This window comes from Saccharothrix texasensis (assembly GCF_003752005.1).
GTDB classification, from domain to species: Bacteria; Actinomycetota; Actinomycetes; order Mycobacteriales; family Pseudonocardiaceae; genus Actinosynnema; species Actinosynnema texasense.
Genome location: NZ_RJKM01000001.1, coordinates 5,311,484 through 5,325,033, shown reverse-complemented (window position 1 = coordinate 5,325,033; position 13,550 = coordinate 5,311,484). Strand labels below are relative to the sequence as shown.

Here is a 13,550-nt window from a genome sequence, read left to right as displayed (position 1 = left end):
GCGCAGCTCGTCGCACCGAACGGACCACTCGTCGACGATCAGTCGCGCCATGCGCCCCCTTCCCAGGCCTGGACCGCGTAATCGTGGAAGCTCTTGGGTTCGCGTCCGGCGACCCGCGCGACGGTGTCGGTCGGCGCGCCGTCCCCCAGCGCGTCCCACGCCCGGATCTGCTCCTCCGCCACGTCGGCGGGCACGACGGCCCGGTAGTCGTCGGGGGTGCCGCGGAACCGGACCCGCCGGCCGGTGACCCGGGCGAGCACGGCCAGCGCGTCCGGGAACGACAGCGACTCGGGGCCGGTGACCTCGTACACCTCGCCCTCGTGCCCGTCCTCGGTCAACGCGGCGACGGCCACCGCGGCGATGTCGTCCGCGTCCACGAACGCCTGCTGCTTGTCGCCCAGGGGCAGCACCAGCTCGCCGGCGAGCACCGCGGGGCGGAAGAAGCCCTCGTCGAAGTTCTGGTCGAACCAGTCCGGCCGCAGCACGGTCCACCCGACGCCGGAGCCGCGCACCAGCCGTTCGGCGGCGAGCAGCCGTTCGTCCCGCATCTCCGCCACGCCCCGGGTGGACAGCAGCACGAACCGCCGCACGCCCCGCGCCACGGCCTCGGCCACGAAACCCGGGTCGACCGGCAGCTCGTGCGGCGCCATCAGGTAGACCCGCTCGACACCGGTCAGCGCGCCCGCCCACGTGCCGGGGTCGGACCAGTCGAAGCGCACCTCGCCCCGACGTGAGGCCCGGCGCACGGCGTGGCCCGCCGCGGTGAGCCGCGCGGCCACCCGCCTGCCCGTCGAGCCGGTGGCTCCCAGCACCAGGATCGTCGAATCAGCCATGGGCGGACCCAACCACAGGGGTCCGACACTCGCCCCGGTCAGGCGACCGGGGCCCGGGAGAGCACGACCGCCAGGCCGAAGGCGATGCCCATGATCGCCAGTTCGACCGCGGCCCAGCCGACGATCGCCGTCGTCTTGTGCTGCGCGATGTGCGGCAGGAACCGCCACCGGATGTTCGCGCCCAGCACGGCCAGCAGCGCGGCGCACGCGACCTTGCCGATCAGGACCAGGCCGTACGAGGTGGTGAAGAGCGAGCCCGGCAGGCCGGTGAGCGGGTTGAGCGCCAGTTCCAGCAGCCCGTTGAACAACCCGGTCACCGAGACCAGGACCAGCGCGATCGTGGCCAGCTTCGAGAACTTCGGCAGCGCCTCGGCCAACAGCCCGCGGCGGTGCGCGACCAGCACCACCAGCGCCGCCAGGCCGCCGGTCCACGCCGCCGCGCCGAGCACGTGCAGCTCCATCGAGATCATGGAGTAGTCGTGGTACTTCCAGTTCGACGCGTGGCCGGTCACCGGCAGCGGCAGCAGGCCGAACATGGCGATCAGGATGCGCAGCTCCGCCGGCACCGACTCGCCCCGGCGCACGGCCATCACGCCGATCCACAGGTACACCAGCGCGCACACCGCGCTGAACAGCAGACCCTGGCCGGCGCCGATGCGCTGCACGTAGTCCACGACCATCGGCATGGTCAGCTCCGCGTCCGGGCGCGTCTCGTACGCCCGGATCACGATGGACAGCAGCGCGGTGAACGCCCACACCGCCGCCGCGACGACGGCGGCGGGCCGGGCGACGCGCATCACCGGTTCGGTGATGGCGGGCCGGTTGAACCCGAGCAGCTTCGGCAGCAGCGAGAGGCCGACGACGACGGTCGCGGACAGGTCCAGCAGGGTCCGCACCAACGGGTGCGCGAACCGGAACACCACCCCCGGCTCGGCCACGCCCACCGCTTCCGGTGTGGTGGACAGGCCCAGGCCCAGGAAGACGCCGACGGCTCCGCCGGCGAGCAGGCCGCCGACGACCCAGTGCCGGTTCGCGGTGGTGGTGGTCCGGTTCGCGGTCATCGCCCGCTGCGCTCCTCGGCGTCGCCCGCCGCGCCGCCGCGCAGCGCCAGGAACGCGCCGCCGCCCAGCAGCACCGCCGCGCCGACGATCCACACCCAGATCGGCACGCCGCCCCCGCCGGACGACGTGGAGCCGGAGCCCTCGGCGTCCGACGCGGCGGGCGCGGGCGTGCCGCTGCCCGCCGTCGTCAGGGTGAACTTGAGCGACCCCGTCACCGGGTGCCCGTCCGCGGAGAGGACCCGGTAGCCGACGGTGTACTCGGCGGCCGGGCCCAGCGGGCGGACCGGGAAGACGACGCTGTTGTCCTTGACCGTCGGCTCGCCGTCCGCTTCCCAGCGCGTGCCCTCGGGCCCGGTGACGGTGACGGTGTTGAACTTCTCACCGGCCTGCACGGGCTGGTCGAAGGTCAACGTGATCGTCGCGGGCCCGGCCGCCAGCTGCGACCCGTCCTTGGGGTCGCTGCCGACCAGCACGTTGTGCGCGAACGCCGGTGCGGCCGTGCCGAGCGCGACCGCGCCCGCGACCAGGCCGGTCAGCAGCAGCGAGACGACGCGCCTCATGCCGTCGGCTTGCCCGCGCGGCGGGACCGCAGCACGGCGCCCGCGCCCAACCCGAGGCCCAGCGCGCCGACCACCAGGCCGGCGCCGCCCAGCCAGCGGGCGGTGTCGTCGGTCGCGCCGGCCGCCGTGGCGTCGTGGTCGTCGGCGACCGCCGTCGCGGTGGCCGTGCCGTGCTCGTCGCCGCCGGTCTTGGCGACGAGCTTCAGCACGGGCGCGGGGCGTTCCGGCTCGTCGGCGCCCTCGGCGGGCGGCGGGGTGCTCCAGTCGACGACCTCGCCGCTGTCGTAGGTCTGCTTGGTGGGCAGGATCAGCTGGTCGGTGTTGTCCGGCAGCGGCCCGATCGACAGGTCGAACTCGTTGAACTGGCCGGGCTCGATGCGGCTGCCCGGGTCCGCGGTCCAGGTGACCGTGCGGACGGCCTCGGTGACCTCGCGGCCGTGGCTCTTGACCGGCGTGGCCAGCTTCTCCTTGACCGCCTCGACCTTCCAGCCGGGGGTCGGCTTGGTGCTGACCGAGGCCAGCGGGTACTCGGCGGGCAGGGTCAGCTCCAGCTTGACCGTGCCCGAGTCGGGGCGTTCGTTGGGCACGCGCAGCGTGACCTTGGTGTACCCGCCCTGCACGGCGTCCTTGGGCGTGGACGCGGTGACGTGGGCGGACGCCAGGCCCGTGGTGGTCAGCGCCAGGATCGCGGCGGCGCCGAGCACGGCGCCGCCCTTGGCGAGCGAGCGCGCGCCAAATCGCTTTGTCGACATGAAGTTGTGGCTCCTGAGACCTGAGGTGGTGTGCTGGGGACCCGGGTGATCAGGAACGAGGGGGGCCGCGGCGGCCGTGCACCCGTCGCAGCAGCACGTCGACCAGCATGTCCGCCGTCGACGAGGGGGTGGGCGCCCACAACGCCCCGGCCGGCACGACCGGCGTGTGCGGCGGCGGCAGCAGCCGGGTGACCACGCCGGCGAGCGCGTGCAGCGCCGCGTCGGCACGGGCCAGCAGCAGTCCGGTGAGCAGCGTGGCGACCACGTGCGCGGCGGTCATGGCGGTCGGGCTGAACCCGAGGCCGGGGCCGTCGGCGACGTGGTGGCCGAGGTTGAGCAGCGCGTGCTGCCCGACCTGCGCGACGCCCAGCGTGGCCAGGACCGACCAGGGGCGGCGGCCGCGGTCGGCGACCGCCGTGCCCGCGAACGCGACCAGCAGCGTCAGCGGCAGCGCCGGCGCGAACTCGGCGACCGAGCCGCCCGCCGCGCCGTGCGCGGTCACGCTGAGCGCGGCGGAGGTCACGGCCAGCAGAACGGCCCGCGCGAGGCGGGGCGGTGCGGGCCGGTCGGTCACACCACAGAGAGTAGGAGGTCGCCCCGCCCCGGCGGCAGCCCCCACGGTCGGGGATGAGTTTGCGCTACTCCGAACGGGGGTACGGGTTACCCGTGACGCCTGAGCGCAAACCTGTCGAAGAGCCTCTGCCCGGTGAGCCGAAAGCGGATCGACCGGGCCGCACGGACCGCGTGGTGTTCGGTGTCGCCGCAGTTGTCACGCTCGCGTTCGTCGCGTGGGGCACCTTCGGCACGGCCTCGCTGGCCACCGCGTCGAAAACGACCCTGACCTGGGTCATCGGCAACCTGGGCTGGGCCTTCGTGCTCAGCGCCTCGGGCTTCGTGCTGTTCGCCCTGTGGCTCGCGGCGAGCCGCTACGGCCGCATCCCGCTCGGCCGCGACGACGAGCCGCCGGAATTCCGCACGATCTCGTGGGTCGCGATGATGTTCAGCGCGGGCATGGGCATCGGGCTGATGTTCTACGGCGTGAACGAGCCGCTGTCGCACTTCGTGCAGCCGCCGCCCGGCACCGTCGAGGCAGGCTCCGACCAGGCGTTGCAGACCGCGATGGCCACCACCCTGTTCCACTGGACGCTGCACCCGTGGGCGATCTACGCCGTCGTCGGCCTGGCCATCGCCTACGGCAGCTTCCGGCGCGGTCGCAGCCAGCTGATCAGCGCGGCGTTCGCGCCGCTGCTCGGGAAGCGGCGCGCCGAGGGGCCCGCCGGGCGGGCGATCGACGTGCTGGCGATCTTCGCCACCCTGTTCGGCTCGGCCACGTCACTCGGTCTCGGCGCGCTCCAGATCGGCAGCGGCCTGCAGGTCGCGGGTTGGCTGGGCGAGGTCGGCAACGGTGTCGTGGTGGGCGTCATCGCGGTGCTGACCGTGGCGTTCGTCGCCTCGGCGGTGTCCGGCGTGGCCAAGGGCATCCAGTGGCTGTCGAACATCAACATGGTGCTGGCCGTGGTGCTGGCCGCGTTCGTGTTCGTGGTCGGGCCGACGGTGTTCGTGCTGAACCTCGTGCCCACCGCGATCGGCGACTACTTCCGCGAGCTGGCCGACATGGCGGGCCGCACCGCCGCGTCCGGCGGCGACGCCACCGAGGCGTGGCTGTCCGGCTGGACGATCTTCTACTGGGCGTGGTGGATCTCGTGGACGCCGTTCGTCGGCATGTTCATCGCCCGCATCAGCCGCGGCCGCACGATCCGGCAGTTCGTGGCCGGCGTGATCGGCGTGCCCAGCCTGGTGAGCCTGGCCTGGTTCTGCGTGTTCGGCGGCACGGCGATCTTCGTGCAGCGGTCCGGCACGGACCTGGCGGGCACGGCCTCGTCCGAGGCGCAGCTGTTCGGGCTGCTCGACCAGTTCCCGCTGGCCCCCGTCGCCGGGGTGGTGGTGATGCTGCTGGTGGCGATCTTCTTCGTGTCCGGCGCGGACGCCGCGTCGGTGGTCATGGGCACGCTGTCGCAGCGCGGCTCGATCCGGCCGGGCAAGCCCGTGGTCGTGTTCTGGGGCGTGCTGACCGGCGTCGTCGCCTCCGTCATGCTGCTGATCGGCGGGTCGAGCGCGTTGACCGGCCTGCAGAACCTCACGATCATCGCCGCGCTGCCGTTCATGCTCGTGATGGTGGGGCTGTGCGTGTCGCTGGCCCGTGACCTGCGCAGCGACCCGCTGATCCGGCGGGAGGAACGCGTCGCCGAGGTGATGGAAGAGGTCACCGCGCAGTACGACCCGGCCGACCCCGACCCGGAGGAGACGGCCTACCGGGTCGTGGAGGAGCTCACACGCCGAGGCGTTTGAGCAGGTCGGCTTCCATCGCGTCCAGGTCGACCGAGACCGCGCGGTGCGCCGCCCTGCGCCGCGGCGCGGGCATCCGCTCCGACGCCCGCACCGCGGCCAGCAGCTGGGCCAGCCGCTTCTCGGTGTCCTGGACGTAGGTCGGCTCGGTGTCGCGCAGCTGGGCGAGCGCGTCGGCGAACCCGGCGATCCGGGCGTGCAGCCGCGCCCCCTTGCCCGAGTACCTGGTCAGCTGGTCGACCGGGACCCCGAGCCGGGACGCCCGGTAGTGGTCGTAGCGGTCGCTCAGGAGCGCGGCGGCCCGCGCCGCGACCGGCGCCATCACCGGGATCAGCGTCGGCGCCAACACCTTGGCCACGCCCATGAGGTTCTTCGCCCTGCTCGGGGTGAACCCCTTGCCCTTGTCGCGCGCCATGGCCGCACCTCCTGGACGTGAACCCTAGAGCCGTTCCGCGAAAAGATCGACTCGACTCCGCGAGGTTGCCGGCACGACCACGCGCCCGGCGTCATACGCTGCACCGGTGACTTCCCAGGTGCAGCTCGACGCCGGCGTGGTCACTCGTTGCCGCCGGCGGGTGCACCTCGAACACGATCCGACCATGCGCGACGTGCCCAGACTGCCACCGGACCCCACCGGTCAGCAGCGCAAGGCCGACGCGAACGACCACCGGCAGGCGGTCGCCACCGCGCTGGGCCGGTTCGTCGGGTCCGACCTGATGGAGATCCCGCAGGACGTGCCGTCGGCCGACCGCGAGCGCGTCACCGCCGCCGCGATGCAGGCGGGGGTGCCCTACATCTGGGGCGCGGCGCTGCCCCGCGACCCGCTGGGCGGCCGGCGCGGCGGCATCGACCTGCTGGTGAAGGAGACGACCGGGTACGTGCCGGTGCTCGTGGTCCGGCACAAGGTCAGCGACCCCGGCCAGGGCGCGCGGACGTCACCGCTGTCCTACCCGTTGCCGGGCGGCGCGCGGGTCGACCCGCTGCGCAAGGTCCGGCCCCAGCCGCGCGACCAGCTCCGGCTGGCGCACGCGCAGCGGCAGCTCCAGGCCTCCGGCTTCGCCGCGCAGGGCCGGGCGACCGGCGGCGTGATCGGCATGGACGCCGACGTCGTCGTGTGGCACGACCTGGAAGCGCCCACGTGGCCGGGCGGCCGGAACGCCCTCGCCGAGTACGACACCCGGTTCGCCGACCGGCTGGCCGTGGCGTCCGCCGCCGCCACCGGCGCCGACCCGCAGGCCCGCCCGTCCCGGATCGTGGAGTGCCGCAGCTGCCCGTGGTGGCCGGTGTGCGAGACCGACCTGAAGGCCGCGCGCGACGTCAGCCTCGTGGTGCGCGGCGAGGACGCCGTGGCGCTGCGCAAGGCCGGCGTCCGCACCGTCGACGACCTGGCCGCGCAGGACCCGGACGCGCAGGTCGTCCCGCTGGTCGGGATGCTGCACCCGGACGCGGTGATCCTCGCCCGCGCCTGGCTGCGCGACCTCACCGTGGTGCGCCGCGTGTCCCGCATGGAGGTGCCGCGCGCCGACGTCGAGGTCGACGTGGACATGGAGAGCTTCGGCGACCTCGGTGCCTACATGTGGGGCTGCTGGCTGTCCGGGCAGGACGTCGGCGAGGAGCACGGCTACCGCGCGTTCGCCACCTGGGACCCGCTGCCGTGCGCGGACGAGGCCCGGTCGTTCGCCGAGTTCTGGGGTTGGCTGACGGGCGTCCGGCTGCGCGCCCGCGCGCGTGGCCTGTCGTTCAAGGCCTACTGCTACAACGAGCTCGCGGAGAACCGCTGGCTGCTCGGGTCGGCCGAGCGGTTCAAGGGGCAGCCCGGCATCCCCACCGTGGCGCAGGTGCGGGAGTTCATCACGTCCGACTCGTGGGTCGACCTGTTCGGCATCGTGCAGGACCAGTTCCTGTGCGCGCACGGCAAGGGCCTGAAGACCATCGCCCCCGTCGCCGGCTTCCGCTGGCGCGACCCGGAGGCGGGCGGCGAGAACTCGATGCGCTGGTACCGCGACGCCGTGGGCATGGACGGCCGGCCGCCGGACCCCGCCCAGCGCCGCCGGTTGCTGGAGTACAACGAGGACGACGTCCGCGCCACCCACACCCTGCGGCTGTGGATGACGTCGGACGCCATGGACGACCTGCCGTTCGCCGGCGACCTCTGACCTCGGCGCCGCCGCTGCTCCGAGCCGCCGCCCGCGGGTCAGCGGCGAATCACCGCGGCGCCATGCGCAGGGCGCCGTCCATGCGGATGACCTCGCCGTTCAGGTAGTCGTGCTCGACGATCGCCACGGCCAGCCGCGCGTACTCCTCCGGCAGCGCCAGCCGCTTCGGGAACGGCACGCCCGCCGCCAGGCCCGCCCGGAACTCGTCGGACACGGTGGCCAGCATCGGCGTGTCCACGATGCCCGGCGCGATCGTCATCACCCGCACGCCCACCGACGACAGGTCGCGCGCGGCGGGCAGCGTCATCCCGACGACCGCGGCCTTGGACGCCGCGTACGCCACCTGGCCGATCTGCCCGTCGAACGCCGCGATCGACGCCGTGTTGATCACCACGCCCCGCTGGCCGTGCTCCAGCGGCTCGGTCTTGCCGATCGCCGCCGCCGCCAGCCGCAGCACGTTGAACGTGCCGACCAGGTTGACGTCGATGACCTTCCGGTACAGGTCGAGCGGGTGCGGGCCGGACTTGCCGACCGTCCGCGCCGACGGGCCGATGCCCGCGCAGTTCACCACGACCCGCAGCGGCGAGCCGGAGCCCGCGGCGGTGTCGACGGCGGCTTGGACGTCCTCCTCGGAGGTCACGTCCGCCGCCAGGTAGGTGACGCCCTCGACGTCGGGGGCGCCGTCGGTAGAGAGGTCCAGCGCGAACACCGCCGCACCACGTGCCGCCAACGCCCGTGCGGTCGCGAGGCCAAGCCCGGACGCGCCGCCGGTGACGACCGCCGCGGTACCCGAGATCTCCATACATCCTCCTGTCCTGGGACCAGGAGGTTAACGGTCGTTCAGCCCCCGGCGCTCGGAGAAGTGGAGCAATGCGACCAACGGCACGGCCGCCAGCACCGCCAAGCCCGCGAAGAGCAGGGAGAACAGGACGAGTTCCATACCCATGACCTTGCCTTCAGCCAGGCGAAACCGCGTCCGCCGCGAGGGGTGTTTCCCCGTACACCCGGGGGACTACCCACCTCACTCTCCGCATACGCCTGGTGTTTGACCCGCGGTCAACTTCGGGTGTCACCGTCACCGCATGTTCGTCCGGCGGATCGCGGTCGTGGGTACGGGTTACGTGGGCCTGACGACGGGGGCGTGCCTGGCCTCCCTCGGGCATCGGGTCGTGTGCGCGGACGTGGACGCGCTGAAGGTCGCCCGGCTGCGCGCCGGGCAGGTCGACATCCTCGAACCCGACCTCGCCGACCTGGTCGCGGCCGGCCAGGCCGCGGGACGGCTCGCGTTCGTGGAGGGCGCGCGGCACGCCGTCGGTGACGCCGAGGTGGTGTTCCTGTGCCTGCCGACACCCATGGGCGTCGGCGGCGCGGCCGACCTGAGCGCGGTCGAGGCGGTGGCCCGGGAGATCCGCGACGTCCTCCCCCGCGGCGCGGTCGTGGTGTGCAAGTCCACCGTTCCGGTCGGCACGTCCACCCGGGTCGCGGCCCTGCTCGGGCGGGAGGACGTCGCCGTCGTCTCCAACCCCGAGTTCCTGCGCGAGGGCAGCGCCGTGCGCGACTTCCTGCACCCCGACCGGATCGTGGTCGGCGCGGACTCGCCGCGGGCCGCCGAACGCGTCGGCGCGCTGTTCACCAGGCTCGGCGCGCCCACCGTGCTCATGGACGCGGCCAGCGCCGAGATGGTCAAGTACGCCGCCAACTGCTTCCTGGCGATGAAGCTGTCCTACGTCAACGCGGTCGCCGAGCTGTGCGAGCTCGTCGGCGCGGACGTCGCCTCGGTCACCGAGGGCATGGGCCACGACAAGCGCATCGGCCAGTCGTTCCTCAAGCCGGGCCCCGGCTGGGGCGGGTCGTGCCTGCCCAAGGACACGCACGCCATGGTGCGCATCGCCGAGGCCGTCGGCGTCGACTTCCCGCTGGTCAAGGCCACCATCGAGACGAACGCCCGGCAGCAGCGGCGGGTGGTGGAGAAGCTGCGCCGGGCCATCGGGCCGCTCGCCGGCGCCCGCATCGGCGTGCTGGGGCTGGCGTTCAAGGCGGGCACCAACGACCTGCGCGACTCGCCCGCGCTGGCGGTGGCGGAGCTGCTCGCGTTCGAGGGCGCGGAGCTCCTCGCCCACGACCCGGAGATCAGCCGGCCGCTGGCGGGGATGACGGTGGTCGACTCGCCGTACGCGGCGGTGCGCGGCGCGGACGCGGTCGTGCTGCTGACCGAGTGGCCGCAGTTCCGCGCGCTGGACTGGGCGCTGGTGGCGTCGGCGATGGCCGGTTCGACTGTGCTGGACACTCGGGGCCACCTCGACCCGGACGCGGTGGCGCGGGCAGGGCTCGTGCTGCACGGCCTGGGGCGCGAGCTGCGGGTCTCCGACCAGGCCAGGTGAGCGCCGTTCGGGTTCAGTAGATCTTCAGGAGACAGTCTCGTTAGCAGGGGTAACAAAAGCCGGCGGGCCGACGTAGGTTGTCGAAATGTTCACCACGCGTCCTGAACTCGTCGGCACGCACGGAATGGTCGCGTCCACGCACTGGCTCGCCTCCGGCGCGGGCATGGCCGTCCTGGAGGACGGCGGCAACGCCTTCGACGCCGCCGTCGCGGTCGGCTTCGTGCTGCAAGTGGTGGAGCCGCACCTCAACGGGCCGGGCGGCGAGGTGCCCGTGGTGTTCGCCGCCGCCGGCGAGACCGCGCCCCGCGTGCTGTGCGGCCAGGGCGTGGCGCCCGCCGGCGCGACGATCGCGCACTACACGGGCCTGGGGCTGGACCTCGTGCCGGGCAGCGGGCTGCTGGCGGCCACCGTGCCGGGCGCGTGGGACGGCTGGCTGACGCTGCTGCGCGACTACGGGACCAAGACGCTGCGCGAGGTGCTGGGGTACGCGATCGGGTACGCGCGCGACGGGTTCCCGCTGCTGGAACGGGCGGCGTTCACCATCGCGACGGTCAGCGACCTGTTCCGCGACCACTGGACGTCGTCGGCGGCGCTGTGGTTGTCCGGCGGGCAGCCGCCGAAGGCCGGCGCGCGGTTCCGCAACCCCAAGCTCGCGGACACCTGGGAGTGGCTGCTGGCCGCCGCCGAGGCCGCCGGGTCGGACCGCGAGGCGCAGATCGAGGCGGCGCGGCGGGCGTGGTCGCAGGGGTTCGTGGCGGCCCAGGTGGACGAGTTCTCCCGGATCGCGCACCGCGACGACTCGGGGGCCGACCACGCCGGGGTGCTGACCGGCGCGGACATGGCGTCGTGGGAGGCGTCCTACGAGGACGCCGTGTCGGTGGACTTCGGGTCGTGGAGCGTGGTGAAGCCGGGGGCGTGGACCCAGGGACCCGTGCTGCTCCAGCAGTTGCTGCTGCTGGAGGGCTTCGCGGACCGGATGTCCTACGTGGACGGCGTGCCGTCGGCGGAGACCGTGCACCTGGCGGCGGAGTGCGCGAAGCTGGCGTTCGCCGACCGGGAGGCCTGGTACGGCGACCACGGCGACGTGCCGCTGGACGCCCTCCTGTCCAGGGAGTACGCGGACCGGCGGCGGCAGCTCGTGGCCGATCACGCCTCGCTCGACCTGCGGCCCGGCTCACCCGGCGCGGCGGCGGCCCGGCTGCCCGGGCACGTGCTGCGCGGCCCGCGCCTCGCGAACCGGGAGGACGGCGGCGGCGCGCTCGGCGAACCCACCGTGTCGGGCGTAGGCACGGTCAAGGGCGACACGGTCCACGTGGACGTGGTCGACCGCTGGGGCAACATCGTCTCGGCCACCCCGTCCGGCGGCTGGTTGCAGTCCTCGCCGACCATCCCGTCGCTCGGGTTCTGCCTCGGCAGCCGGGCGCAGATGTTCTGGCTGGACGAGGGCCTGCCCAACTCCCTGGCACCCGGCAAGCGACCCCGGATCACCCTGTCCCCGACGCTGGCCCTGCGCGACGGCCTGCCCGCGATGGCGTTCGGCACCCCCGGCGGCGACCAGCAGGACCAGTGGCAGCTGGGGTTCTGGCTCGCGCACACCGCGGGCGGGATGAACCTTCAGGAGGCCATCGACTCGCCGATGTGGCACACCAACGCGTTCCCGAGCTCGTTCTACCCGCGCTCGTGGACGCCCGGCGAACTCGTGGTCGAGTCGCGGATCGGCGACGCCGCGATGGCGGAGCTGCGCGACCGCGGCCACGCGGTCCTCGACGCCGGACCGTGGACGCTGGGCCGCATGTCGGCCGTCGCCCGGGACGCGCGCGACGGCCTGCTGCGCGCCGCCGCCAACCCGCGCGGCGCCCAGGGGTACGCCGTCGGCCGCTGATCGCGGTGGTTGGAGCGGCCCCGGCCCGAGGGGGAGGGGGCCGGGACCGCTCCGGATCGAGGGGCGGTGCCGTCAGCGGCCGAGCTCGACCCCCAGGTCCAGCGGGCCGCCGGTGGCGCCGTCGCCCAGCAGCAGGGGGCCGGTGACGATCGGGCCGGCCGGGTTCGAGGCGTCGACCCGGATCACGTCGCCGAGGTTCGCGATCTTGCCGAGCTCGGCGTCGAGGTCGGGCCGCACCTGCGCGCCGAGGTCGACGGCCTGCGCGGTGCCGCCCAGGCCGAGCATGACGGCCGCGCCGCCGAGGGTGACCGCGGCTCCGGCGATGGTCTTCCTGAGGTTCATGGGCGGGAAAGTTTCGCAACCGGGGTGCCCGGATCAAGCCCGCTACTCCGGCGGAGTGGATTACTTCACCCGGTGCGGTGGAGCCGGGTCCAGTGCAAGCCGACTGTGTGGTCGTCCACGGTTCGGGAATCCCACCCGCTGTTTCCGCCGCCGTAGCGTTGCGCGATCGGATGATCACGGACTGGGTCGACGGAGGTGGTGCGGGTGAGCAGGAACGAGCCGACTCACCGGATGCGCAGGCTCGGCGAGGTCCTGCGGGAACTGCGCCAACGGGCGGGCCTGTCGCAGCAGGAAGCAGCCGACCGGCTCAACTACGACCACCGCAAGATCAGCCGGATCGAGAAGGGCCAGCGACCCGACTACCACGGCATGCGCGCCATGCTCGACACCTACGGCGTCCCGTTCTCCCAGTGGGAGCCGTACATGGAGATGTACGCGCGGGCGTTGGAGAAGGGCTGGTGGACCAAGTACGACCTGGAGGACCAGGGCTACATCAGCCTCGAGCACGACGCCTCCAAGGTCTCCGACTTCCAGGTCACCTACGTCCCCGGCCTCCTCCAGACCGCCGACTACTCGCGGGCCGTGCTGGCAGGCGCGCGGGTGCAGCGGTCGAAGCGGTGGATCGCGAACCAGATCGAGGTGAGGCTGCTCAGGCAAGAGCAGCTGCTCGGCGAAGAACCGATCGAACTGCACGCGATCATGTTGGAGAGTGCGCTGGCTCAGGCCTCGCAGGCGCAGTTGCTGCACCTCGACTCGCGATGCCGACTGCCCAACGTGACGGTGCAGGTCCTGCCGCATCGGGCGGGGTTCCACGAAGGGCAGTACGGCGCGTTCACCGTGCTGGACTTCCCGGCGAGGGCGGACCGATCGGTGTTGTACGTCGAGCACGCGGCGGGATCGTTGCACGTGGAGGACCCGTCGAAGGTGAAGGTGGCTAAGCTGACCTTCACCCATCTCTCGAAGTTGGCGTTGTCCCCCGAGGAGTCCGCCGAGTGGCTTGGGAGGTTGGCAGCTGAGCGCTAGGGATAGAGGTGTCGTCGTGTGGCGCAAGAGCAGCCGTAGCAACGGCGGCGGGAACGGCAACTGCGTCGAGGTCTCGCTGGCGGGCCGTTCGGCGCGGGTGCGGGACTCGAAGAACCCGGCTGGGCCGACCGTGGCGCTGCCGGACTGGGCCGGTTTCCTCGCCGCGGTGAAGAAGGGCTCGTACGACGCCTGACGTACGGGCGTGAGCCGCCTC

The 13,550-nt window shown here is 73.2% G+C and carries 14 protein-coding genes; 6 read left to right on the top strand and 8 right to left on the bottom strand.

Translation table 11 applies throughout. The annotated features are described in order from the left end of the window. Positions 1–38: 38 nt before the first annotated feature. Genes EDD40_RS23110 through EDD40_RS23090 form a run of 5 tightly spaced genes read right to left on the bottom strand, consistent with a single transcriptional unit; the run spans position 39 to position 3,780 of the window. Entirely contained in the window at positions 39–833 is a 795-nt protein-coding gene (locus EDD40_RS23110) for an NmrA family NAD(P)-binding protein (RefSeq protein WP_123744795.1), read from the bottom strand. Between the two features lie 38 nt (positions 834–871). Continuing rightward, a complete protein-coding gene (locus EDD40_RS23105; protein WP_123744794.1) occupies positions 872–1,894 on the bottom strand; it encodes a copper resistance D family protein in 1,023 nt (340 codons plus the stop codon). Next, complete coding sequence (locus tag EDD40_RS23100) at positions 1,891–2,454, bottom strand: copper resistance CopC family protein (protein ID WP_123744793.1); 564 nt, start codon at positions 2,452–2,454, stop codon at positions 1,891–1,893. The genes EDD40_RS23105 and EDD40_RS23100 overlap by 4 nt, the downstream gene beginning before the upstream one ends. Beyond that, positions 2,451–3,206, bottom strand: a complete 756-nt coding sequence (locus EDD40_RS23095; protein ID WP_123744792.1) for a YcnI family copper-binding membrane protein — start codon at positions 3,204–3,206, stop codon at positions 2,451–2,453. The genes EDD40_RS23100 and EDD40_RS23095 overlap by 4 nt, the downstream gene beginning before the upstream one ends. A 49-nt stretch (positions 3,207–3,255) precedes the next feature. Then, on the bottom strand, positions 3,256–3,780 hold the full coding sequence (locus EDD40_RS23090) for a hypothetical protein (protein WP_123744791.1): 525 nt from the start codon (positions 3,778–3,780) through the stop codon (positions 3,256–3,258). 53 nt (positions 3,781–3,833) lie between these two features. Here EDD40_RS23090 and EDD40_RS23085 point away from each other — a divergent pair, with 53 nt between their 5' ends. Next, entirely contained in the window at positions 3,834–5,555 is a 1,722-nt protein-coding gene (locus tag EDD40_RS23085) for a BCCT family transporter (protein ID WP_123744790.1), read from the top strand. Here the strand turns inward: EDD40_RS23085 and EDD40_RS23080 are convergent. Further along, the gene (locus EDD40_RS23080; protein ID WP_123744789.1) at positions 5,536–5,967 is read right to left on the bottom strand and encodes a DUF6474 family protein; all 432 of its coding nucleotides are present in this window, start codon (positions 5,965–5,967) and stop codon (positions 5,536–5,538) included. The two genes, EDD40_RS23085 and EDD40_RS23080, sit on opposite strands and share 20 nt — an antisense overlap. Positions 5,968–6,073: 106 nt before the next feature. On the opposite strand from EDD40_RS23080, the gene EDD40_RS23075 reads away from it, so the two are divergent. Further along, on the top strand, positions 6,074–7,708 hold the full coding sequence (locus tag EDD40_RS23075; protein ID WP_123744788.1) for a TM0106 family RecB-like putative nuclease: 1,635 nt from the start codon (positions 6,074–6,076) through the stop codon (positions 7,706–7,708). A gap of 49 nt (positions 7,709–7,757) precedes the next feature. Here the strand turns inward: EDD40_RS23075 and EDD40_RS23070 are convergent, their stop codons facing one another. After that, positions 7,758–8,510: an SDR family NAD(P)-dependent oxidoreductase gene (locus EDD40_RS23070; RefSeq protein ID WP_123744787.1), complete on the bottom strand. Its 753-nt coding sequence runs from the start codon at positions 8,508–8,510 to the stop codon at positions 7,758–7,760. Between the two features lie 280 nt (positions 8,511–8,790). On the opposite strand from EDD40_RS23070, the gene EDD40_RS23065 reads away from it, so the two are divergent. Together EDD40_RS23065 and EDD40_RS23060 are read left to right on the top strand one after the other, a co-directional pair. After that, positions 8,791–10,089, top strand: coding sequence for a UDP-glucose dehydrogenase family protein (locus EDD40_RS23065; protein ID WP_123744786.1), 1,299 nt, complete (start codon positions 8,791–8,793; stop codon positions 10,087–10,089). Between the two features lie 85 nt (positions 10,090–10,174). Continuing rightward, entirely contained in the window at positions 10,175–11,971 is a 1,797-nt protein-coding gene (locus tag EDD40_RS23060) for a gamma-glutamyltransferase family protein (protein WP_123744785.1), read from the top strand. Positions 11,972–12,043: 72 nt separating this feature from the next. Here the strand turns inward: EDD40_RS23060 and EDD40_RS23055 are convergent, their stop codons facing one another. Continuing rightward, the gene (locus EDD40_RS23055; protein ID WP_123744784.1) at positions 12,044–12,313 is read right to left on the bottom strand and encodes a hypothetical protein; all 270 of its coding nucleotides are present in this window, start codon (positions 12,311–12,313) and stop codon (positions 12,044–12,046) included. Positions 12,314–12,517: 204 nt separating this feature from the next. On the opposite strand from EDD40_RS23055, the gene EDD40_RS23050 reads away from it, so the two are divergent. Together EDD40_RS23050 and EDD40_RS23045 are read left to right on the top strand one after the other, a co-directional pair. After that, entirely contained in the window at positions 12,518–13,336 is an 819-nt protein-coding gene (locus EDD40_RS23050) for a helix-turn-helix domain-containing protein (protein WP_148088892.1), read from the top strand. A 16-nt stretch (positions 13,337–13,352) separates the two neighbouring features. Beyond that, positions 13,353–13,529 (top strand): DUF397 domain-containing protein, encoded by a 177-nt coding sequence (locus EDD40_RS23045; RefSeq protein ID WP_246037776.1) that lies wholly within the window; start codon positions 13,353–13,355, stop codon positions 13,527–13,529. The last annotated feature ends 21 nt before the right edge of the window (positions 13,530–13,550 follow it).

Coding starts and splice junctions, on each gene's coding strand:
- EDD40_RS23110 (WP_123744795.1), bottom strand. CDS start 833: ATGGCTGATTCGACGATCCTGGTGCTGGGAGCCACCGGCTCGACGGGC.
- EDD40_RS23105 (WP_123744794.1), bottom strand. CDS start 1,894: ATGACCGCGAACCGGACCACCACCACCGCGAACCGGCACTGGGTCGTC.
- EDD40_RS23100 (WP_123744793.1), bottom strand. CDS start 2,454: ATGAGGCGCGTCGTCTCGCTGCTGCTGACCGGCCTGGTCGCGGGCGCG.
- EDD40_RS23095 (WP_123744792.1), bottom strand. CDS start 3,206: ATGTCGACAAAGCGATTTGGCGCGCGCTCGCTCGCCAAGGGCGGCGCC.
- EDD40_RS23085 (WP_123744790.1), top strand. CDS start 3,834: ATGAGTTTGCGCTACTCCGAACGGGGGTACGGGTTACCCGTGACGCCT.
- EDD40_RS23080 (WP_123744789.1), bottom strand. CDS start 5,967: ATGGCGCGCGACAAGGGCAAGGGGTTCACCCCGAGCAGGGCGAAGAAC.
- EDD40_RS23070 (WP_123744787.1), bottom strand. CDS start 8,510: ATGGAGATCTCGGGTACCGCGGCGGTCGTCACCGGCGGCGCGTCCGGG.
- EDD40_RS23065 (WP_123744786.1), top strand. CDS start 8,791: ATGTTCGTCCGGCGGATCGCGGTCGTGGGTACGGGTTACGTGGGCCTG.
- EDD40_RS23060 (WP_123744785.1), top strand. CDS start 10,175: ATGTTCACCACGCGTCCTGAACTCGTCGGCACGCACGGAATGGTCGCG.
- EDD40_RS23055 (WP_123744784.1), bottom strand. CDS start 12,313: ATGAACCTCAGGAAGACCATCGCCGGAGCCGCGGTCACCCTCGGCGGC.